Annotated in this window: 18 protein-coding genes, 2 pseudogenes, 1 riboswitch and 1 other annotated feature; of the genes and pseudogenes, 18 read left to right on the forward strand and 2 right to left on the reverse strand. The window is 41.2% G+C overall.

The window, feature by feature from the left end:
* The first annotated feature begins 8 nt into the window (after positions 1 to 8).
* Together GQ671_RS01675 and GQ671_RS13130 are read left to right on the forward strand one after the other, a co-directional pair.
* Positions 9 to 650: a class II aldolase/adducin family protein gene (locus GQ671_RS01675; RefSeq protein ID WP_160651736.1), complete on the forward strand. Its 642-nt coding sequence runs from the start codon at positions 9 to 11 to the stop codon at positions 648 to 650.
* A 273-nt stretch (positions 651 to 923) separates the two neighbouring features.
* Complete coding sequence (locus GQ671_RS13130; RefSeq protein WP_160651739.1) at positions 924 to 1,475, forward strand: prepilin peptidase; 552 nt, start codon at positions 924 to 926, stop codon at positions 1,473 to 1,475.
* Here the strand turns inward: GQ671_RS13130 and GQ671_RS01685 are convergent.
* Positions 1,465 to 2,642 (reverse strand): annotated as a pseudogene (locus tag GQ671_RS01685) (IS256 family transposase). The gene GQ671_RS13130 and the pseudogene GQ671_RS01685 overlap by 11 nt on opposite strands.
* A 666-nt stretch (positions 2,643 to 3,308) precedes the next feature.
* On the opposite strand from GQ671_RS01685, the gene GQ671_RS01690 reads away from it, so the two are divergent.
* The 6 genes and pseudogenes from GQ671_RS01690 (at position 3,309) to GQ671_RS01715 (ending at position 12,784) form a co-directional block, all read left to right on the forward strand.
* Positions 3,309 to 5,243, forward strand: a complete 1,935-nt coding sequence (locus tag GQ671_RS01690) for a site-specific DNA-methyltransferase (protein WP_160651742.1) — start codon at positions 3,309 to 3,311, stop codon at positions 5,241 to 5,243.
* Positions 5,244 to 8,210 carry a type III restriction-modification system endonuclease gene (locus GQ671_RS01695; RefSeq protein WP_160651745.1) on the forward strand — a complete coding sequence of 989 codons (2,967 nt, stop codon included), beginning with the start codon at positions 5,244 to 5,246 and terminating at the stop codon, positions 8,208 to 8,210. It abuts the gene before it with no gap.
* Between the two features lie 71 nt (positions 8,211 to 8,281).
* A pseudogene (locus tag GQ671_RS01700) lies at positions 8,282 to 8,443 on the forward strand (JAB domain-containing protein); the annotation flags it as partial.
* Positions 8,444 to 8,454: 11 nt separating this feature from the next.
* The gene (locus tag GQ671_RS01705) at positions 8,455 to 8,817 is read left to right on the forward strand and encodes a hypothetical protein (protein WP_160651748.1); all 363 of its coding nucleotides are present in this window, start codon (positions 8,455 to 8,457) and stop codon (positions 8,815 to 8,817) included.
* A 482-nt stretch (positions 8,818 to 9,299) separates the two neighbouring features.
* On the forward strand, positions 9,300 to 11,036 hold the full coding sequence (locus GQ671_RS01710; protein WP_160651751.1) for an ABC transporter ATP-binding protein: 1,737 nt from the start codon (positions 9,300 to 9,302) through the stop codon (positions 11,034 to 11,036).
* Positions 11,033 to 12,784 carry an ABC transporter ATP-binding protein gene (locus tag GQ671_RS01715; protein WP_160651754.1) on the forward strand — a complete coding sequence of 584 codons (1,752 nt, stop codon included), beginning with the start codon at positions 11,033 to 11,035 and terminating at the stop codon, positions 12,782 to 12,784. The genes GQ671_RS01710 and GQ671_RS01715 overlap by 4 nt, the downstream gene beginning before the upstream one ends.
* An 88-nt stretch (positions 12,785 to 12,872) precedes the next feature.
* On the opposite strand, the gene GQ671_RS01720 is transcribed toward GQ671_RS01715, so the two are convergent.
* Complete coding sequence (locus tag GQ671_RS01720) at positions 12,873 to 13,430, reverse strand: hypothetical protein (RefSeq protein WP_160651756.1); 558 nt, start codon at positions 13,428 to 13,430, stop codon at positions 12,873 to 12,875.
* Positions 13,431 to 13,680: 250 nt separating this feature from the next.
* Between GQ671_RS01720 and GQ671_RS01725 the strand changes: the two genes are divergently transcribed.
* The 10 genes from GQ671_RS01725 (at position 13,681) to rpmA (ending at position 21,056) form a co-directional block, all read left to right on the forward strand.
* Positions 13,681 to 14,445, forward strand: a complete 765-nt coding sequence (locus GQ671_RS01725; RefSeq protein WP_170288601.1) for a nucleotidyltransferase domain-containing protein — start codon at positions 13,681 to 13,683, stop codon at positions 14,443 to 14,445.
* 124 nt (positions 14,446 to 14,569) lie between these two features.
* Positions 14,570 to 14,671, forward strand: a riboswitch (SAM riboswitch).
* A 59-nt stretch (positions 14,672 to 14,730) separates the two neighbouring features.
* A complete protein-coding gene (locus tag GQ671_RS01730) occupies positions 14,731 to 15,753 on the forward strand; it encodes a methionine ABC transporter ATP-binding protein (protein ID WP_160651761.1) in 1,023 nt (340 codons plus the stop codon).
* Positions 15,737 to 16,396 carry a methionine ABC transporter permease gene (locus tag GQ671_RS01735; RefSeq protein ID WP_160651763.1) on the forward strand — a complete coding sequence of 220 codons (660 nt, stop codon included), beginning with the start codon at positions 15,737 to 15,739 and terminating at the stop codon, positions 16,394 to 16,396. The genes GQ671_RS01730 and GQ671_RS01735 overlap by 17 nt, the downstream gene beginning before the upstream one ends.
* Position 16,397: 1 nt before the next feature.
* Positions 16,398 to 17,201 (forward strand): MetQ/NlpA family ABC transporter substrate-binding protein, encoded by an 804-nt coding sequence (locus GQ671_RS01740; protein WP_160651766.1) that lies wholly within the window; start codon positions 16,398 to 16,400, stop codon positions 17,199 to 17,201.
* Complete coding sequence (locus GQ671_RS01745) at positions 17,201 to 18,355, forward strand: aminotransferase class I/II-fold pyridoxal phosphate-dependent enzyme (protein ID WP_160651769.1); 1,155 nt, start codon at positions 17,201 to 17,203, stop codon at positions 18,353 to 18,355. The genes GQ671_RS01740 and GQ671_RS01745 overlap by 1 nt, the downstream gene beginning before the upstream one ends.
* Before the next feature lie 278 nt (positions 18,356 to 18,633).
* Positions 18,634 to 19,482 (forward strand): rod shape-determining protein MreC, encoded by an 849-nt coding sequence (gene mreC / locus GQ671_RS01750; RefSeq protein ID WP_160651773.1) that lies wholly within the window; start codon positions 18,634 to 18,636, stop codon positions 19,480 to 19,482.
* A 1-nt stretch (position 19,483) separates the two neighbouring features.
* Entirely contained in the window at positions 19,484 to 20,002 is a 519-nt protein-coding gene (gene mreD, locus GQ671_RS01755) for a rod shape-determining protein MreD (protein ID WP_160651776.1), read from the forward strand.
* Between the two features lie 42 nt (positions 20,003 to 20,044).
* Positions 20,045 to 20,118 (forward strand) — a sequence feature (ribosomal protein L21 leader region).
* 14 nt (positions 20,119 to 20,132) lie between these two features.
* Positions 20,133 to 20,441, forward strand: a complete 309-nt coding sequence (gene rplU / locus GQ671_RS01760) for a 50S ribosomal protein L21 (RefSeq protein ID WP_160651779.1) — start codon at positions 20,133 to 20,135, stop codon at positions 20,439 to 20,441.
* On the forward strand, positions 20,441 to 20,761 hold the full coding sequence (locus GQ671_RS01765; RefSeq protein WP_160651782.1) for a ribosomal-processing cysteine protease Prp: 321 nt from the start codon (positions 20,441 to 20,443) through the stop codon (positions 20,759 to 20,761). Before rplU ends, GQ671_RS01765 begins: the two co-directional genes overlap by 1 nt.
* Before the next feature lie 10 nt (positions 20,762 to 20,771).
* Complete coding sequence (rpmA, locus tag GQ671_RS01770) at positions 20,772 to 21,056, forward strand: 50S ribosomal protein L27 (RefSeq protein ID WP_160651785.1); 285 nt, start codon at positions 20,772 to 20,774, stop codon at positions 21,054 to 21,056.
* The last annotated feature ends 92 nt before the right edge of the window (positions 21,057 to 21,148 follow it).

Below are 21,148 nucleotides of genomic sequence, written 5' to 3' on the forward strand. Positions count from 1 at the left end.
ATGTCATTATGAATAAAGAAGATCTGCTCCATGACCTTAAAAGAACTGGAGAATTCATGGGAAACAATAAACTCGTGTGGGGGACTGCTGGAAACATCAGCGCAAGGCTCGATGACAACCAGTTCTATGTATCCGCGAGCGGCACATACTTGAGTGAAATTACAGAAGAAGAATTTTCACTATGTGACGAAAATGGACTCGTAGAAGGCAAGAAGCCATCGAAAGAATATATCATGCACCAGGGCATCTATGAAAATAGGCCGGAGATCAATGCGATACTGCATTCCTCACCGTTCTACAGTACGCTGGTCGCCAATTCCGATATAGAACTGCCATCGAACTACTTCGTTGAAGCCATGTACTATCTGGAGAGAGTCGTCAGAGTTCCTTACTATCATCCAGGGAGCAAGGAGCTGGCAGAAGCGGTGAAGGAGAAGTCCAAAGAAGGTAACATCCTGCTGCTTGAGAACCACGGCATCATTGTTTACGATACCAATCTGAAAGAAGCAAGGATGGCACTCGAAACACTCGAGTATACTTCAAGAATGCATATTACTGCATTGCAGAACGGCATCAATATGCAGGGGCTTTCAGATGATAAGGTCGAAGACTTTCTTAAGAATTCCGGATACAAGCCGGTGAGAAAATGACCAGAGTAAAAATTAAGAGTAACAATTAAATAGAAACTTATAAGATGGTAGCTGAAAAATTCAGCTACCATCTTTGCTTTTAGGATTTTGTATGGAATTAAACTTTTCTTTTCTCTATGAAATTGGCGCGTATAAACAAAGAAATGAGAATACGGTTTGCTTTTATGCACAGTGTTACTATATCCACCTCAAATTCAACATATTTTCTTTTTTCTGCTTTTTTTACAGTACGGAAACTTGTAGGTAATATTACGATAGTAGAGGAGGGACGAAATGATTTGGATATTGCTTTTAGGAGGTATATTAGCATCATTTACGTACGTTATGGTATCTGCCAACAATATTGACTTCTTATACAGGAGAAGCTATTGCGACTCTTGCCACTATACTCTGAAGTGGGTGGAACTCATACCACTTTTTAGTTTTATCTTTCTAAGAGGTAAATGCTCACAATGTGGTGCGAGCATTGATAGGGGGGCTTTCATTTGTGAGGTATTGTTAATCTTTCTATATAGTTTACCTTTATTATATGATTTTTCTTTAAAGGACTTCACATTATATTATCTCGTAATAACGCTTCTCATACCTATTTCAATAAATGATGTAAAAACATATAAAATACCTAATCATATGAACCTTATTTTTCTCTTCACAGGGCTCTATTTAACCGAATTATTATACGTAGATTTTATGAAAGACACCATAATAATCCTTATACTACATCTCTTCTATATTCTCTTATCTGATTACATGAGACCGTCAATAATTATGTGTAAATGGATAAAGTCTTTTCTCGTATGTAATCACCGTGCGCCTATTCTTTGAACATCGCCGTCAGTTCTGCCCGTGCCTGGTCGAATCCCAAATGGCAACGGGTGGAAAAGCTCTGATTATAGATTTCAAACTGGGAGACCAGGAAACGATCCAATGAATCTTCGATCGGGAACTGCTCTTTGCGCTTACTGCATTTCTTCACCTCATTCTTGAATGACTCGATGAGGTTCGTTGAGTAGATGCTTCTCCAAATGAATTTTGGGAAGTCGTAGAAGGTGAAGATATAGGGATTGGATACCAGCCATTGCGTCACTTTCGGATAAGTCTTTTTCCATTTGTCGACAAAGGCTTGTAGCGCTTTTTCGCCCAATGCCCGGCTCTCTGCGCGGTATACTGACTTGAAGTCGTCACAGATTTCATCCCGATCAGCAACACGCACTTTATGTGAGATGCACGGGAGAGGTGTACACAGCACGCTTGGTACCGGGCGTCTGGAAAGACCGCAGAGATCCGGTCGGTGATGCCTTTCAAACCGTCAGAAGTGAACAGAAGGATGTCTTCGCCCCCACGCGCTTTGACATCCTGGAGGACCTCCTCCCAGACAAATGCAGATTCTGTTAGGGCAACGGTATAGGCCAGCACTTCTTTCGATCCATCCTCCCGGATGCCCACAGCGATATAGACGGCTTCTTTGGATACCGTGTCGCGTTTGAGGGCGATGTAGGTCGCATCCAGATAGATACAAGCATAGCGTGCAGCCAGCGGGCGGTGCTTGAACGCATCCAACTGTTCACTCATCGCTTTCATCATATTGGAAACGGTCTGAGGCGTGTAGTGATGACCATTCATCTTCTCAATCAGATCCGAAATCTCCGACATCGTGACGCCTTTTTGAAACATATGGATGACAAAGGATTCCAACGTATCGTTCGCACGCTTATACGGAGCGACCGTCTGCTGGCTGAATTCGCCATTTCGATCCCGGGGCATCGACAGCACCAGATTCCCATATTCCGTATGGAGCGTCCGGGTGTAGGTGCCGTTCCGTGAGTTCCCAGAGTTGAAACCGATACGGTCATATTTTTCGTAATCCAGGAAAGCAGAGAGTTTTGTTTGAAGGAGCGTATTGACCGCCGTCTCCAGATGCGTATGGAAAACTTCAGAGATGTCTTCTTTTTTTACTAGAGCCTGCATGATATCTGTTGTAAACTGAGTCATAGGGGAGGTCTCTTTTCTATGAATTCGTTGTGGTTACTTAAATCTACAAGAAAAGGGCTTCCTTTTTCCATTTATTCATTTATACAAGATATTTTACGCTCTCGGGAGTAGTTAAAAGGTTTAATAATAATAAAATTTTAAAATTATAAAAAAAGACTTTAATTTAACTCCTTTAAACTTCGCCAGTTGGGGGTACGTGCTCAAAATTCTGGTGGTCAATATTTACATGACTGTTTAGGGATTTCTTGGACACATATGAACAGATATAGAGAATTTGAAGATCCATTGTTAAATGAAATGGTTACAGATATGGACTAACTTACATTCATTTAATCGTTTATACTAGATATATTGCTATAATATACTCTAAAATGGGCGATATAATGAGTAAAATATAATTTGATCAAGCTTATAAAGACGTCATAGTCGAATTATACTTAGAAGGAAAAGCTATAAAAGATATTATTGAGGAATATGAAATACCAACATCTTCATTATATAAATGGATATGAGATTATCAAACAGCTAAGAACAGATCATATTTATCATAAGAAGAATCAGCGTATTTTGATAACTTGATTGAGAACGTTAAATTAAAGAAAGAAATTGCTATCTTAAAATCAGCATTAAGAACAACGCATATTAAATAGTCTAGTGGAGGAACATATGTCTAGTTTATATAAAAATGAATTATTAGAAAAACTAAGAAAGAATTTCCCTGAATTTTTCTCTGATGAGGATAAATTTGATTATAAGAAATTTGAAGACCATCTAAATGACAATGAAATTGCGACAGATTTAGAAGGCTTCAATTTAAAGTTTTTAGGAAAAGAGTATTCTAAAATTATTACAGATCAGCCACCTAATACAATCATAAAACCCGACTTATCTCATAATAAAGAAATTCAAAACAGAGATAGTGAAAATCTATATTTAGTAGGAAATAACTTGGAAGTACTCAAACACCTACGAAGAAGTTATCATGACAAGGTTGATTTGATATATATCGATCCACCTTATAACACTAAGAAAAAAGATTTCGCATATAATGACAAATTTGAATTTGATCTGGAACAACTTAGTGAGTTAGTTGCTGATCAAGAAAAAGCAGAAAAAATCTTTAGGTTAAAAAACAAATCAAGTCATTCTGCATGGCTTACGTTTATGTATCCGAGATTAAAATTAGCACATTCATTATTAAATGATAATGGAGTTATCATCGTATCAATCGATGATAATGAACAGGCAAATTTAAAGTTAATACTAGATGAAATATTTGGCGAGGATAATTTTCTTGGACAAATTATTCATAAAACAGCAACAGATAATAACCCAGGTCAGTTAAAGGTTGAGCATGAATACTTTACGATTTATGCTAAAAATAAAAATGAGCAGGATGACTGGATAGGTGAAAATCTCGCTGCTAAAACTATTAATGAATACTATCAAGTGCTGAAAAAGAAGCATAATGACAACATAGCAACTATACAGAAAGAACTTAGGTCTTGGATTAAAAAGAATGAAAAAGATTTGTCTAAATCAACACATTATGACAATGTTGATGAGCGTGGTGTCTTCCATGATGGAGATGCTCAGAATACTAAATCTGGTGGATATGAATATGATGTTATTCATCCTGTTACCAAAAAAAAAGTAAAGCAACCTACCAATGGTTATAGATTCCCAAAGAGTACATACAATGAAATGCTTGAGCGTGGTGATATTGTATTTGGCAAAGACGAAACAACATATATCAAGCCGAAGAAACGAATTGAAGATGCAAAATCGTTACTTAGATCTATCATATATGAGGACGGAAGAAGTTCATCTAAAAGAGTGGACACATTAGTAGGAAAGGATGTATTTCCACATCCAAAGTCTGATACAGTCTTAAAGTCAATTATTGAACATATTATCAATAAAGATAGCCTAGTATTAGACTTTTTTGCAGGTAGTAGTACAACTGCCGACGCAGTTCTACAATTAAATTACGAGAAAAATATGAACTTACGATACATTATGGTTCAACTTGCCGAAAAAGTTAAAGAAAAAAGTATGGCATATAAAGCAGGATATAGGACCATAGATGAAATTGGTAAAAAAAGAATCGAAGCCGTCATTGAACTGTTAAAAGAAAATGGCGATTTAGAGATCAATAAATATGGATTTAAGAAATATGATTTTGTTGAAAGTGAAAGCATGAAACTGGATAACATTATCGATTTTGACGAGGACTTATTCAAACAAGAAAGTTTCTTGTTTGAGAATATACTAGACAATTATGGTAATCACGAAAAAGAAGGACAAAATACTATATTGTCTACATGGTTGAATCAAGACGGTTTCGGACTTGGAGTTAATCCAAAATTAGTAGACCTAAAAGGCTATGACGCTTATAGATATAAAAATAAATTATATTTAATTAACAATGATTTTAATACACACAATCTAGAAGATATGTTAAATAAAATTGATAATAAAGATTTAAATATTAATAGTATTGTCGTTCTATCAGAAAATTTCAGTTTCATCAGCTTAAAAGAATTAGATATAGCTATTAAAGCGAGAGCAGGTATTAACATTGAGAGGAGAAGATTTTAAATGATAAAATTAACTCAACTCGATTATCAAATAGAAAGTATAAATTCAGTTGTTAATGTTTTTAAAGGAGTACCTTTAAAAAGGTGTGAAAATACATCAAACCCTGTTTTTGATTTAAAAGACAAATTTGTTGAGCAGACATTCAAAGAAAATATTTTAGGAATACAAAAAGATAATAAGATTATCGATGATAATAGCACAACAACTTTTGAAGACTATCTCGAAATAGATGTGAAGATGGAAACAGGTACAGGTAAGACATATGTTTATTCAAGATTAATGATGGAATTGAAAAAAGCATATGGTTTTAATAAGTTTATTATAATAGTACCAACAACCCCTATTAAAGAAGGAGTAAAATCTTTTATTGAATCCGACGCATTTGAAGAACATTACAAGTCCTTAAATGGAATGGAGAACTATAAAATCGATTTTGCTTCTTTAGAATCTCAGAAATATAGTAAAAGTAATAGGAAATACCCTCCCGTAGAAGTAAATAGTTTTTCTGACGGAAGTGCCTTCGCTAAAAATACAATTTACAGTCTTTTAATGGGCATGGGTATGTTAAAGACAGGTAAGTATTCAACTTTAGACAGAGATGATTATGATCAGTTAATGTTAGGAGATACACATAGACCTGTTGAAGCTCTAGCTAATACTAATCCTATAGTAATAATTGATGAGCCTCACAAATTTAGTAAAAACAACAAGACGTTTAAATATATAGAAGATAACTTAAATCCTTTAGCAATTATAAGATTTGGAGCAACCTTTCCATCACATGATGGGAAAAGAGATTATAACAATTTAGTTTATGATTTATCGTCAGTAGAAGCATTTAACAAAGATTTAGTTAAAGGTGTTTCGTTATTCAATCCAGTCGAAGAAGAATGGGATAATTTAAAGTTTACTTTGATGAAAATAGATAAAAAGAATAAACTAGTAAAGTTTAGAAACGAAAATAATAAGCAGTTAACAGAATTAAATACTTCAGATTCGCTATCCAAACTAGATTCTAGATTTTCAGGTATTCAAGTTTTAGAGATTAATAAGGTTGATAGTGAAAACTGTATAAAATTATCTAATGATAAAGTGTTGTTTTTAAAAGATACTATAATACCAGGAGTATTTTCAGAATCATATCAGGAACTTATGCTTAAAAAAGCTTTGGATTTACATTTTGATACTGAAATGAAATATTTTTTAAATGCTGATCCAAGATATAAAGCTCTATCACTATTTTTTATTGATAGTGTGAACTCCTATCGTTTAGAAGATGATACAGATGGTTATTTGCGTTTGAAGTTTCAATCACTACTTAAAGGTAAAATGAAGAATATAATAAAAGATTTTGAAAATAAATCAGAGATTACAGCTAGAGAACTAGAGTACATAGATTTTCTAAATGCTTCTTTAAATGATATTAGAGAAACTAATGGTGGATACTTCTCGAAAGATAATGATACAAATGACGAATCAATTAAAGAAGAAGTACACAAAATTTTAAGAGATAAAGAGTCACTTCTTTCATTTAAAGATAAAAATCAAAAATGGAATACAAAACGGTTTATTTTCTCGAAGTGGACTCTCAGAGAAGGTTGGGATAACCCTAATATATTTACGATTGCGAAATTAAGGTCATCAGGAAGTGATAACTCTAAAATCCAAGAAATAGGTAGGGGATTAAGACTACCTGTTGATGAGTTTGGACAAAGAGCTGAACCTAGAAAAGAAACGTTTTACCTAAACTATTTAGTTGACCAAAGTGAAAATGGCTTTGTTGAAGAGATATTTGAAGAAATAAATCAAGAAAATACTCATTATAAAAATATTAGAAGTTTAATTGAAAGTGTAGCTAAAAAGCTCAATATCAGTATTGGTAATTTAGCTGGAAAACTTATGTTAGAAGGTTACATTGATGAGGATTATAATATTTATCCTTCTAAACGGAAAGAATTGTATGAAAAGTATCCAGATTTTAATGTAGGTGTTAAAGATAACAAGATTGTCAGTGGGAAAGCAAAAAGTATAAAGATAAGACAGAAAAATTTCGATAAAATTAAAGATGTATGGTTTGAAATAAATAATAATTTTATGATTGATTTAAATGAAATAGATAATGATATTTTATTTGAAGGAATAGAAAGTTCAATCGATAATTCAATGTTCCAGGAAAAGACTACGCATTTTCAAAATAAAAAATTAATTTTTGAGAATGGCGAAGGGAAAATTGAAAATAGCATTGTTGATAGTTCCTATCATTATGAAAATAAAATGCCGTACGGTGAATTCTTAAAAGAATGTTCTATAATGACAAATTTACACATAACCTTAGTCCACAAAGCTATATGTAATTATTATAAAAATAATAATATAGAACAAATGGTTTTCTCAAATAGTAGTGTTAATATATTCGTTCAAAATTTTAATGAATGGTTTATAAGGTATTTTGAGGATAAATACAGCTTTAGAAAACTCGTGAAAAAAGATAAAAAAACCAGTCTTACAGATGAAAACGGGGTAATTATTAATGAAATCAATCAAAATGATATCGGGACTAAGATTGATTCACTAAGACCTCCTGAACAATATTTATACGAACTTACGACTTATGACAGTGATCTTGAAAGAGATAATATTGTGTATTCTACCTCAAAAGATATTAGTGCTTATGCCAAATTACCTAGGCGAAGTATAAGAGTCCCATTATATTTCGGAGGTACCACTAGTCCTGATTTTATATATATGCTGGAATCAGAGGATTCAAGAACTAATATAGTTATTGAAAGTAAAGATGTTGAAAATTCTTCTAGTATCAGGGACATTGAAAAAAAGAAAATAACAGCAAGCAAGAAGTACTTCAATTTATTTAGTGATGACAATGAAATGCATTTTAGTGAACAATACAATACATTAGATATAAACACACTTCTTAAGAATCTTCAAAATAGTAAAAAAAGAGATTAGGTAACTTATTCCTAATCTCTTTTTTATTATTACTTTATAAAATTAAGTGTTATCAACTTAACTAACTTCAACATTTCCATCCTAGTGGAGACCCATCACCGTCCAGGGAAGACATAGAAGTGACCAAGAGGCTCCATGATTGCGGTGAGATGATAGGTGTAGATTTTCTTGATCATATAATTATAGGTGCTGGAAAATACATCAGTTTAAAAGAAATGAACTTTATAAAATAAGGGGGAGTTTTATGGGTCTCGATATGTATTTGTACCTGCAAGAAAAGGAAACACAGGAAGTAATAGAATATAGCTACTATAGAAAGTTCAATGCATTGCAAGGATATTTTGTGAGAAAATATGAAATCGAAAATTGTGGAAAGATTAAAATCTCAAACGAAACAATCAATGATCTTTACCTTACGTTGAATGAGGTACGGCACTCTCCGGAAAAGGCAAATCTTCTTATGCCCGTCTTTCCAGGCCCTTTTTTTGGTTCCTATGAATATGATCGCATATACCATAACTACATAAACCAGGCTGCTTGCGATTTTTATCATGCAAAGTTCATCAACTATGATAAGTATGATCTTTACTATACATCAGATTGGTAATGCTAATGCCAAACATTACAATAGTATTACAACCCTGTAATAATTGTAAATTATGTTGAAAACCGAAATAATGTACGTTATGATTTATGTATCTTATAAATTACATAACAAGGAGGACAATTTCATGCTTACTGTAACTAACTTCTTCGAAAAACAACTGCATAGTGTTGCCTCCTTCGATAGATTCTAACCACTCCTGGTTCTAATCTAGATATCATATATATTATTTCTTATCTGTTAGGGGAGGCGCAAGCCTCCCTATTTTTATGCCTGATATCAGTGTGCACATTAATAGTGCGCACTTTTTTTATTGTAATTTATAAGAATATTTCGAACTCTAGGGGTGATGATATGCCAAATTCAAAATGCAAAAGACAGCCTGATGCAATGACAACAACGAAAATTTCAACAAAGACTACCAGTGGATGCTCTCGACTGTAATTGTGGATTGAGTGCCCTGGTAAGAACAGGGTGGTGTTATCATGTTTGAGTTTCTATGGAAACTGAAATGGTATTTTAAAGAAAATAAATGGAAGTATATGATAATTGTTGGTGTACTTCTGATAGCGAATGTACTGGAAGTGATTCCGGCACAACTGATTGGCCGGACGATCGACTTCATCGGCAACGGTGAAATGACGGAGCGGCTCATGTGGCAGCTGGTCATTATTTTCCTTGTCGTCACTGTATTGACCTATACAGCGACTTATATATGGTCCTACCTGCTGTTTGATGGAGCGAAGAAGATTGAAGGCATCATCCGTATGAAGCTGATGCGCAAGTTCCTTCTTTTGTCACCAAGCTTCTATGAACGGAATAAGACAGGCGACCTGATGGCCAAAGCGACAAACGATCTGCGCAGCGTCAATATGGCTTCAGGCTTTGGGCTGCTGACACTGATCGATGCCACGTCATTCATGCTGACGATCATTCTCGTCATGGGCTTCACGATTTCCTGGCAGCTGACTTTATTTGCGCTTCTGCCTTTGCCGATTCTGGCGATCGTGGAGCAGCGTCTCGGCAAGAAGATCAATGCGGCGCACAAGGAAAGCCAGGCGGCATTCGGTCTGATGAATGACTCGGTTCTGGAAATCGTCGAAGGGGTCAGATTGACCCGAAGCTATGTGCAGGAAAAAGCGGAGAATAACCGCTTCCGAGGCATGACCGACGATTATCTGCAGAAGTTCATGAAAGTCGAGCGTCTGGATGCGCTATTCAGGCCGCTGACCATCATCGTCACGACATTCAGCTTCATGGTTGCTTTCGGCTATGGTGCGGTACTTGCCAATCGGGGTCTCATATCGGTCGGAGATATTGTCACCTTCAACATCTATCTGAACATGCTGATCTGGCCGATGTTTGCAGTCGGCATGCTGTTCAATGTAATGCAGCGTGGAAATGCGTCACTCACTCGGATTGACACGGTTCTTGACACTAAAGACGATGTGCTGCATCAGGGTGACATGATGATGACGAACGCAGGTATGGATTTTGACCAGCTGTCATTCCAGTATCCGCTCAGCACACGAACAAACTTGAAGGATATTTCGTTCGAGCTCAAAAGTGGCGAAACACTCGGTATCGTCGGCAGAACCGGCAGCGGGAAATCGACGCTCGTCAAACAGCTGCTGAAATTCTATCCCGAAGGCCAGGGGGGCCTGGTCATCGATGGTAAAAGCATTGCAGAACTTGATAAAAAAGCATTAAGGGAGAAGATCGGCTACGTGTCCCAGGAGAACATCCTTTTCTCAAGAACTGTCAGAGAAAATATCCTTTTCGGCAACCCGGGAGCGACTGAGGCGGAGTTGGAAGAAGCCATTGCACTCAGTGCGCTTGATACCGACTTGAAACGTATGCCGGAAGGTCTGGATACGATGGTCGGTGAAAAAGGCATTGCGCTCAGTGGTGGTCAGAAACAGCGCATCTCCATTGCGAGAAGTCTGATCCGCGATCCCGACATCCTGATATTGGATGATGCACTCAGTGCTGTTGATGCGAAAACCGAGAAGCGGATCATCGATGGCATCAGACGAAACCGTACCAGCAAGACGACGATCATCGTGACACATAGGCTTTCTGCAGTACAGCATGCAGATAAAATTGCGGTGCTCGACGATGGACAGGTTGTCGAAATGGGTACACACGAAGCACTATCAGCAACCGGTGGCTGGTACAGCCAGCAGAACGACTACTACCGGACTGGAGGTGAAACAATATGAAAGAACTTAAAAGATTAGTCGGCTATGCCATGGCATTCAAGGGCTGGTTTGCTCTTGGCATCACATTGATGATACTGATGGTCAGTTTTGAACTGCTTGGACCAGTGATCGCAATGATCATTCTGGACCGGCATATCCAAGGGGGAGGAGGGCAGATTGAAATGCTGCCGATCTATCAGCTGCTCGCAGTATTCCTTGGGATCAAGCTGCTGCACGCTGTATTCAGCTACTTCCAGGAAGTCGTCCTCCAGAACTCCGGGGCGCTGGTAGTACAGAAAATGAGAAACGACGTATTCCAGCATGTTCAAAAGCTGCCGATCCGTTATTTCGATGACCTGCCGGCCGGTAAGGTGGTCGCGCGGATTACGAATGACACAGAATCAATATTGCACATGTTTTCTGTCGTGCTCCCATTGTTCCTGGTCAGCAGTCTGACTGTCGGCGCCATTACTGTCATTACGCTTTTCATCAATATCTGGACCGGTCTGGTCATGCTGTTATTCGTACCCATCATCATTGTGTGGATGATACTCTATCGAAAGTACTCGAATGATTTCAACCATACCAGAAGAGAACGGAACAGTGACATCAATGCGATGATCAATGAATCCATCAGCGGCATGCCGATCATCCAGGTCTTCAACCGTGAAGAGCAGATTACACGGGAATTTGAAGCGCTGAATGATGACTACCTTAAAAACACCGGCAGTCTGATCAAGCTGGAGAGTGCTTCCGGCCAGAACCTGATGGGGACACTGAGGTCACTTTTATTTGCAGTGATGGTCTATATTTTCGCATCCAGTTTTCTGGATGCACAGACGGCACTGTCTGTCGGTACGATGTATATACTTGTGGACTATGTCACACGCTTTTTCAATCCACTCTTCAATATCATCGGAGAGCTGGATATATACGAGCAGGCACGTGTCGCTGCAGTGAAAGTATTCGAGCTCCTGGATGCAGAGATCGAAGCAGAAGAGGAAGACCACCTTGGCAGCTTCAACGGTCATATTGCGTTCAATGAGGTCAGCTTCTCCTATGATGATAAGCACACAGTACTTAAAGACATCAGCATCGATGTGTCGCCGGGTGAAACCGTGGCACTTGTCGGCCATACCGGATCCGGCAAGAGTTCAATCATCAATCTGCTGATGCGCTTCTATGATCCTGTTCGCGGAAAGATACTGTTCGATGGCAAGGATACGAGAGAGTTCAGCAAGCAGTCGCTGAGACACCACATGTCGATCGTACTGCAGGATCCTTTCATCTACAGCGGGTCTCTGCTATTCAATCTCAGGCTGAATAATGAAGAGATTTCAGAGGAAGAAGCGAGGGCGGCAATCATCAGTGTCGGCGGTGGCGAAATGCTGTCGCGGATGAATCAGGGCATGCACACTGAGCTGACAGAACGTGGATCTACACTATCGCTTGGCGAACGCCAGCTCATCTCATTCGCACGCGCAATGGTATTCAATCCGAAGGTGCTGGTGCTGGATGAAGCTACCAGCAACATCGATTCCGAAACCGAGCAGATGATCCAGCATGCCATGAAGGTTGTCAGTGCAAACCGTACGACATTCATCATTGCCCACAGACTTTCCACCATCCAGCATGCAGATCAGATTCTGTTGCTTGATAGCGGTCGTATAGTTGAAAGCGGAAATCACGAAGAACTGCTTGCCACAGGCAAGGAGTATGCCAAGATGTACACCATGCAGCTCGGCCAGCCACGTGTCATGAATGCGTAAAAATGCTGTTCTGATTTTGAATTTAACTTGTGAAACTTCAAAAAACCATCTGCTACTGAGGCAGATGGTTTTTATTTTTTATACTTGATCATTTTCCATCATGATCAACCGCAAAGCTGAAAACCAGCTTCAATATATATAAAGCGAGCAGACCATTCAAAATGAGATGTGTATCAGCGAGCAGCATCAGGATGCTCAAGCCTACCAGTGCGGATGCCATCCCTGCAGTACGCTGCAACCTTCTTTCTCCTATTCTGGTAATAACCAAAACAGTTATTATGGAAAAGATCCAGATGATCGTACCCAGAAGTAGATTACCAAGGATCCAGCCTAGTATGAGTGGCTGGACATGGACGGCCAGAAAGACCAGTCTGGCTTTATGATTTGTCTGATAGTATTCGTTCGTACCTTTTGTAACATTGGCGACAACACCACCGGTGATATCCAGCGTCAGTATTACCAGAAGTATTTCCTGCCATACTGCGAGATCCGACCATTCGTCATATGCGTGAAAAAGCAGTAGGGAGGAAAGAAGGATGCAGCTTATCAGAACAATGGCTAATTCCACCTTCGTTGTCCTTCTGCCAAACAGTTCATGCAGAGATTTTGGGACTGGAAAAGTCTTATCAGCAATCCTTTTATTCATTTTTCAACCACGCTCCTCCATACATTGATAATGGTCCTGGGCTTGTGAATAGTTATCAGTTTACCGAGAAACTCGTCATGGATTATATCTTAAATAACCTACTGGTGTAATATACGGTTATAATATCTTATTATATAGCAAATTTATCAAATGTACTGGAGATGGTTATTCATGTGTGGGATTTAAAAGTAGACATTCAGAAAGAGATTCAAATCTACCTAAAAGCCGCGAAATAATATTGAGTAGGGCCATGGAAGACCTGACAGCTGACCCTGACGTTCTAGCAGTTTACCTGGGCGGCTCTCTAGCAAAGGGGGACTATGATAACTACTCCGACATTGATCTGCATACAATTGTAGCACCTGGAAAAAGGGTTGAATTCATCAAAAATAAGCGTGTCAGGGCTGAAAGATGGGGAAATATTCTATTCCATGAAGATGCGAATCCTCTTGGACCGGTAGTGGTTACTCATTATATACCCTTTATCAAAGTCGATAGCTGGTATCATGCGCCTGAAGAAATTGTTCCTTCCATCTGGTTAAAAGGGGTGGACGTACTTCACGATCCAAAAGGGATTATAAGCAATACCATTAAAGAATCATCAAATATCTCTTATATACTTTCCACCCAGGAAGTAGAGGTCTGGAAAAGTAAAATACTGGCTTTTGCCCATGAAACCTACCGCGCTGTCATGAGGGAAGAAATATACCATGCAGAATCTAATCTGGATAAGATGCGCTGGCTTGTTGTTCTAGGCTGGTATATGGAAGAGGAGAGGCATTTTGATGCATCTTACGGCAGCTGGTCGAAAATCGAGGGCAGAAGAAGTATATTAAATGAAAGACAGCTGACTCTTCTTAGAAAGTGGAAATGCGGGAAAGTTGAAGCGGAAATCATGAACGTACTGGTTGGTATGACGCCTGAAATCCTCAGGTTAAACGAGGTACTGAGTGAAAAGGTTGAAATCAAAACCGACCAAGAACAATTTAAAAGCATTTTAGAGATGAGCCATTGAAAAATCCTATCAAGGTGGTATTACGATAGCTGCATCAGTTGCCAGTAATGAACGATAAATCGAACTATTTGAAAGTTGACATTTCTTGGACACTCATGTAATGTTATGAACATTCAATTGAATACTTTTATCCAGAGAAGTGGAGGGATTAGGCCCTTTGAAGCTTCAGCAACAGGTCCCAGGGTACTGTGCTAAATCCTACAAGCGCTCGCTTGGCAGATAACCGTAAAACCATTTGCCATTTCGGCGGATGGTTTTTTTATTTTACATAAGGGATGTGATCGAATGGCCATTGTATTGGAAGATGTATCGAAGACCTATGAAGTGAAAGGCAGAAAAGTGGAGGCGCTCAAACGGCTTTCTCTGACTGTCGAGGAAGGCGAGATATTCGGCATCATTGGTTTCAGTGGGGCTGGCAAGAGTACGCTGCTCAGGCTGATCAATCTGCTGGAGCAGCCAAGTTCCGGGAGCGTCAGTGTAAACGGCACCGAACTCGGTGCGCTGTCCGGTGAGAAGCTGAGAACAAAAAGAAAGAAGATCGGCATGATCTTCCAGCAGTTCAATCTGATCGAGTCGAAGACGGTGTATCAGAATATCGAGTTCGTGCTGAAGGCGAGCAAGTATGAAAAGAAGGAAGTGAAGTCACGTATCGAGGAACTGCTTGCGCTTGTCGGATTGAGCGACAAGGCGGACAGCTATCCTGGAAACTTGAGTGGCGGTCAGAAGCAGCGGGTCGGAATCGCTCGGGCGCTTGCTAATCATCCTGAAGTGCTTCTGTGTGATGAAGCGACGAGTGCACTTGATCCGGACACGACAAAGACGATATTGAAACTGTTGAAGAAGATCAACAGGGAGCTTGGCATCACCATCGTTCTCATCACGCATGAAATGGAAGTCATCAAGGAAATCGCCGATCGGGTCGGTGTCATGACGGCGGGTGAGATTGTGGAGGAAAGTGATGTCTACAGTATATTCAGCCATCCCGGGCACGCGGTGACAAAAGGGTTCGTCCAGGACATCTATGATTTTTCCATCCCTCCGCACATTCAACTGAATGATAATTCGGATGTCATTACAATCAAGTTTCTGAATGAAAATGCAGAGGCCAACTACGTCAACCAGCTCTACCGGCATTTCGACTGTGATATCAGCATCCTGAACGGACGTATCGAGTATATTCAGGATATGCCCCTTGGTTTCCTGATGCTGCATGTCCAGGGAGAGGCTCAAGAAATTACGAGACTCAAGGCGTTCATCGATGAATCCAAAGGGATAGAAAGGGCTGAAATCTATGCAGAGACTATCTGAAATCACACCGCTTTTATATCGCGCACTGCTTGAAACAACACTGATGGTATCGATCTCCATATTCTTTGCGGTCCTGATCGGACTGCCGCTCGGCATACTGCTGTACATTACGGCAAATCCGCTGCTGTTCAGAATCAAACCGCTGAACCAGGTTCTTGGTGCCATCACCAACGTCATTCGCTCGTTTCCTTTCATCATCCTCATTGTTGCCATCATGCCGGTGGCAACGTGGCTGACCAATAGCTCCCACGGGCCTGTATTTGCCAGTGTCGCGCTCTCGATCGCAGCCATTCCGCTTTTTGCCAGGCTGGTGGAAACAAGCTTCAATGGTGTGGGCAGGGGAGTGATCGAGGCAAGCATTGCAGGCGGTGCTTCCCTGATGCTTATCATTACGGATGTGCTCATTCCTGAAGCGCGTCGCGGCATCACCCAGGGGATTACCCTGACAATCATTTCCATCATCGCCTTCAGTGCCACTGCAGGTGTCGTTGGTGGTGGCGGCATCGGCGATCTTGCCATCCGCTACGGATATTACCGCTATGACACAGTGACAATGATTGCCACTGTCGTCGCCCTGATCATCATTGTACAGCTTGTACAGCTGATCGGGGACTTTTTGACCAGAAGACAGGAGGGGAACTGATATGCGTGGAATCATTATATTTCTGGCTTCGACTCTGGCTGTGATCATCGGCTCCAGTGCATTGCTGTATGAGGGAGAAGGGGAAGTCATTACGATCGGGGCCTCGACCGGTCCCTATAGTGACATGGTCAATTTCGCATTGAAGCCGGCGCTCGAAGATCAGGGATACACCGTGGAAATCGTCGAGTACACCGATTACATCCAGCCGAACAATGCACTGCACAATGGCGATCTTGATGCGAACCTGTATCAGAATAAATCCTTTATGGCAGATTTCAATGAGGAGAATGGTACGGACTTCACCAATCTCATCCAGGTACCGACTGCGCCGATGGGGCTTTATTCCAGTGAATTCGATTCAATAGAAGAAATTGAAAATGGCAGCGAAGTGGCATTGCCGCTCGATCCGGTCAATTCATCCCGGGGTTTCCACACACTGGTGGATGCAGGACTGATCGAAATTGCTGAAGATGCCAATATGCTGGCAATTGAAGAATCTGATATAATTCAAAACAACAAGAATCTGGAATTCGTCTATCAGGATTCTGGACAGCTTCCAAGAAGCGTGGATCAGATCGGATTATCACTTGTACCCGGCAACTTTGCATTGGCAAGCGGCATGGATCTTGCAGATGCACTGCAGCTTGAGAATATGAGTGAAAACTTCAGAAATCAGATTGTCGTCAATGCCTCCGATGCGGACAGCAAACTTGCGGATGATCTCATCCGAGCAGTGGAGTCCGAGCACTTCCAGCAGACGATAGACAGTCAGTTCCAGGGATTCGATAAACCGGAGGGACAGTAATGGCAAATAGACTACTTGACAGCATACCGGAAAGCTATTTTAAAACCGCAATGTCGACCGAACTGAAACCGGGACCACTGCCACTGATCAATCTGGCCGTCGGCATCCCTGATGGGCGGACACCGGAGCCGATACTTGAAGCAGTTTCAGAGTCGGTATATAAGGAAGAGAATCAGCGATATGTCAGCTTCAGGGGAAAGCCGTCCTTCAAAAATGAAATCAGAACCTTCTATAAGAAGCATTATGATGTAGACCTTGAAGATGATAACATTACGCTCCTCTATGGTACGAAAAGTGCGCTGGTGCAGTTTCCGATGATCTACATCGAGCCGGGGGAAGGGGTCTTCCTGCCGAACCCGGGCTATCCGGACTATGCCCCTGGTGTGATGCTGGCACGCGGAGAAACATACGATCTGCCGCTGCTGCCAGAAAACGGCTACCTTCCGGATTACGGCAGTCTGCCGGAAGACGAGCTCCGGAATGCGCGATTGATCTACTTGAACTATCCTTCCAACCCGCTCGGTGCGGTGGCCGATAAGGATTTCTTCGATCAGACTGTGGAGAGGTTCAAAGGGACGCGCACCAGAATCGTCCATGATTTCGCCTATGCGACGTTCTCATTTGATGGTCCCCACCCGAGCATACTGCAGAGCGATAGGAACCTTGAATGCGCCATTGAAATCTATTCGCTGTCGAAAGGCTTCAACATGTCCGGTTTCCGCACCGGTTTTGCGGTCGGGAACAGAGAGATGATCGAGGCGATCAATACGTACCAGGACCACACGCAGACTGGCATGTGGGGCGTGACCCAGGATGCTTCAGCTGAAGCGCTCAGAAATGAAGCGGATATTCTGCCTGGCCAGCAGGAGAAGTTCAGACGCCGGAGCGTCATGGTGACGGATGCATTCACTGAAATGGGCATCCCGATCAATCCGATCAAAGGGGGCATATTCGGCTGGATCAAGGTGCCTTCCGGATATGACGGCGAAACTTTCAGGGACCATCTCATCCAGGAGCTGTCGATTCTTGTCACACCCGGGTTTCCATTCGGCTCAAGAGGGCAGGAGTACATCCGGATTTCCCTCGCTGTCGAAGATGCGGTGCTGGAAGAAACAGTGTCCAGGTTCAAAAGTATCAGCTATTTATGGAAGTAATGGAAGAAAATAAATAAATTTTCGAAAGTACTTGATATTAATATCAATAGCATGTAACATTATAGATAACATAACAGGTCACAGAGTAGTGAATGTTCATGAAGGTGACCTCCGATAGAACAGTGCAACATGTTCTAGATATCATATATATTATTATCTTATCTGTTATAGAGAGGCTGCCGCCTCTCTATTTTTTTATTTTACATATGCTTATCACAATCGCCCGAGTGTGGTATTCTTTTAATCAGATATTAAGGACTAATTGGAGGCGTTGGATAGTGAACAGGCTTTTCAACCGGAATCGCATGCTGATCATTCTGTTTGGCATCATCATTTTAATTTTACTTATCGGCTTTTCCATGACGGATCGTGATTCGACGACTCGTGCTGAACAGTTCACTGCCGATGCAGCTGCAGGTTCACAGATGATCATCAATGCACCATTCGATTTTGTCGGAAGTCTTTTCGGCACAATCTCCCGCAGCTTCAATGCGGTTGAGGAAAATGAAACACTCCGGGCACAGCTTGAGATGCTCCCTCAGATGCAGGCGGACATCGAACGGCTTGAATCTGAAAACGCGGAGCTCAGGGAAGCATTGGATGTCAGCTCCAAACAGTCCTATGAGAGCATCAACGCACGACTGATTTCACGTTCGCATGACCAGTGGCTTAACAGCTTCACAATCGACAAGGGAGAAGCGGACGGACTGAGCCAGGGTATGGCGGTAATGACGCCTGAAGGACTGATCGGCACAGTCACACGGGTCAACGGGGGCACGAGCTACGTTGAAATGCTGACGACTTCGGTTTCCCAGAACAACTTGTCCGTTGAGATACTTCATGATGGCTCGCCGGTCTATGGGAATGTCCAGAAGTATGATAAGGAAAGAAATCTTCTGGTCGTTGAAAATATAAAAAATCGCAGTGGACTCGCAAGTGGGGATGAAGTCTTTACAAGTGGTCTTGTCGGCAATTATCCCGAAGGCCTTCTGGTCGGCACGGTGGTCGAAGTGGAAAATGATGAATATGGTCTGAGCCAGAATGCGTATGTGCAGCTCGTGAGCAATACGGATGATATCGATATGGTCTTCGTCATCGAAAGAAGTCCGGAATCGATGGAGGACTAGCATGAGAGCAATCATTATATTTCTCGTCTCATTTCTGCTGATGTATGTGGACTTCGCATTCGCCCGGTTCAGTCCGATCACCGTCAGCAATGTCGAAGTCTATTTCGTCCCGCGTACACTTCTGATGTTCATTCTGCTGCTGTCGATCTATACAGGTTATAAGACGAGCATACTGCTGGCTGTCGTGTTTGGCACCATGCTCGATTTCTACATAGGTTCGGTGTACGGCATCCATGCTTTCGGCATGGTGGCCTTCGTTCTTTTCATGCACGCCGCATTCCGGGTGTTCTATAAGGATTTCGTTGCCATGGCTTTCGTCGTGCTGCTGCTGACGCTGCTCTATGATATATACATCTATCTGCTCTATAGCATTCTTGATCTGGTGGATAAGCCGATGTTCGACTACCTGGCACTGCGTGCGGCACCGAGCCTGCTGCTCAATGCACTGCTGTTCATTGTGGTGTTTGTCATCGCCCTGAAAACTTCCAGGGTAAGAAAAGAGGTACTTTCAAGACATTGACACCGCATGCGGGTGCTGATATAATGCAATAGTTGGTGATAATGTAGACATCAACCGCTCAATTACAGGTTCAAGTGATGCAGATCCACCTGTAGATGGCGTGTCTTATTTTATATTAGGAGGTGTAAGTATGTTTGCAATTATCGAAACAGGTGGTAAACAGATCAGAGTTGAAGAAGGTCAGACGATCTACGTTGAAAAAATCAACGCAGAAGCTGGAGAAGACTTCACTTTTGATAAAGTTCTCTTCGTAGGTGGAGAGTCCGTCAAAGTCGGTGTACCTACAGTTGAAGGTGCGACTGTATCCGCTAAAGTTGAAAAACACGGCCGCGGCAAGAAGATCGACGTAGTAAAATTCAAACGCAGAAAGAACTACAAGCGTAAACAAGGTCACCGTCAGCCTTATACGAAGCTGACAGTTGGAAAGATCGACGCGTAATGATCAATGTTGAATTCAATATAAACGATAAGGGACAGGTGTCATCTTTCGAGATGGCAGGTCATGCCATGTTCGATGAATATGGCAAGGACATTGTCTGTGCTGGAGCCTCAGCTGTCGTTTTCGGTTCTGTAAATGCTATTTTAAACATGACCGGGTCAAACCCGGCGATTGAAATGGACGAAGATTCCGGATTACTCCGATTCAAAGCGGATGACCCGGATAATGATAAGATGCAGATACTGCTTGAAGGCATGATCATTTCATTAAAGACGATAGAAGAAGAATATGGTGAACATATCACATTAAATTTCAAGTGAGGTGAAAGCAATGCTTAAACTGAATCTTCAATTTTTCGCATCCAAAAAAGGTGTAGGCTCGACTAAAAACGGTCGTGATTCCATATCCAAACGTCTTGGTGCCAAGAGGCAGGATGGTCAGCACGTTACAGGCGGATCCATTCTTTTCCGCCAGCGTGGTACCAAGATCCACCCGGGTGAGAACGTTGGACGCGGAGGAGATGACACTCTTTTCGCCAAAATCGACGGCGTTGTAAAATACGAACGCATCGGTCGCGATAAGAAACGCGTTTCCGTATACAAGGAAGCAAAATAAAGAACTGAGTGGACATCAGCAAAGCTGGTGTCCTTTTTCATTAAATAGGATAAATCGATTATGCTATAATATTAGAGGATAGAGGTGAGACG

The sequence above is a fragment of the Salinicoccus hispanicus genome (assembly GCF_009831115.1).
In the GTDB taxonomy this organism is placed as follows: domain Bacteria; phylum Bacillota; class Bacilli; order Staphylococcales; family Salinicoccaceae; genus Salinicoccus; species Salinicoccus hispanicus.

Bases quoted from the DNA above. Each gene is read 5' to 3' on its own strand.
- GQ671_RS01675 (WP_160651736.1), top strand. From the start codon at position 9: ATGAATAAAGAAGATCTGCTCCATGACCTTAAAAGAACTGGAGAATTC.
- GQ671_RS13130 (WP_160651739.1), top strand. From the start codon at position 924: ATGATTTGGATATTGCTTTTAGGAGGTATATTAGCATCATTTACGTAC.
- GQ671_RS01690 (WP_160651742.1), top strand. From the start codon at position 3,309: ATGTCTAGTTTATATAAAAATGAATTATTAGAAAAACTAAGAAAGAAT.
- GQ671_RS01695 (WP_160651745.1), top strand. From the start codon at position 5,244: ATGATAAAATTAACTCAACTCGATTATCAAATAGAAAGTATAAATTCA.
- GQ671_RS01705 (WP_160651748.1), top strand. From the start codon at position 8,455: ATGGGTCTCGATATGTATTTGTACCTGCAAGAAAAGGAAACACAGGAA.
- GQ671_RS01710 (WP_160651751.1), top strand. From the start codon at position 9,300: ATGTTTGAGTTTCTATGGAAACTGAAATGGTATTTTAAAGAAAATAAA.
- GQ671_RS01715 (WP_160651754.1), top strand. From the start codon at position 11,033: ATGAAAGAACTTAAAAGATTAGTCGGCTATGCCATGGCATTCAAGGGC.
- GQ671_RS01720 (WP_160651756.1), bottom strand. From the start codon at position 13,430: ATGAATAAAAGGATTGCTGATAAGACTTTTCCAGTCCCAAAATCTCTG.
- GQ671_RS01725 (WP_170288601.1), top strand. From the start codon at position 13,681: ATGGAAGACCTGACAGCTGACCCTGACGTTCTAGCAGTTTACCTGGGC.
- GQ671_RS01730 (WP_160651761.1), top strand. From the start codon at position 14,731: ATGGCCATTGTATTGGAAGATGTATCGAAGACCTATGAAGTGAAAGGC.
- GQ671_RS01735 (WP_160651763.1), top strand. From the start codon at position 15,737: ATGCAGAGACTATCTGAAATCACACCGCTTTTATATCGCGCACTGCTT.
- GQ671_RS01740 (WP_160651766.1), top strand. From the start codon at position 16,398: ATGCGTGGAATCATTATATTTCTGGCTTCGACTCTGGCTGTGATCATC.
- GQ671_RS01745 (WP_160651769.1), top strand. From the start codon at position 17,201: ATGGCAAATAGACTACTTGACAGCATACCGGAAAGCTATTTTAAAACC.
- mreD (WP_160651776.1), top strand. From the start codon at position 19,484: ATGAGAGCAATCATTATATTTCTCGTCTCATTTCTGCTGATGTATGTG.
- rplU (WP_160651779.1), top strand. From the start codon at position 20,133: ATGTTTGCAATTATCGAAACAGGTGGTAAACAGATCAGAGTTGAAGAA.
- GQ671_RS01765 (WP_160651782.1), top strand. From the start codon at position 20,441: ATGATCAATGTTGAATTCAATATAAACGATAAGGGACAGGTGTCATCT.
- rpmA (WP_160651785.1), top strand. From the start codon at position 20,772: ATGCTTAAACTGAATCTTCAATTTTTCGCATCCAAAAAAGGTGTAGGC.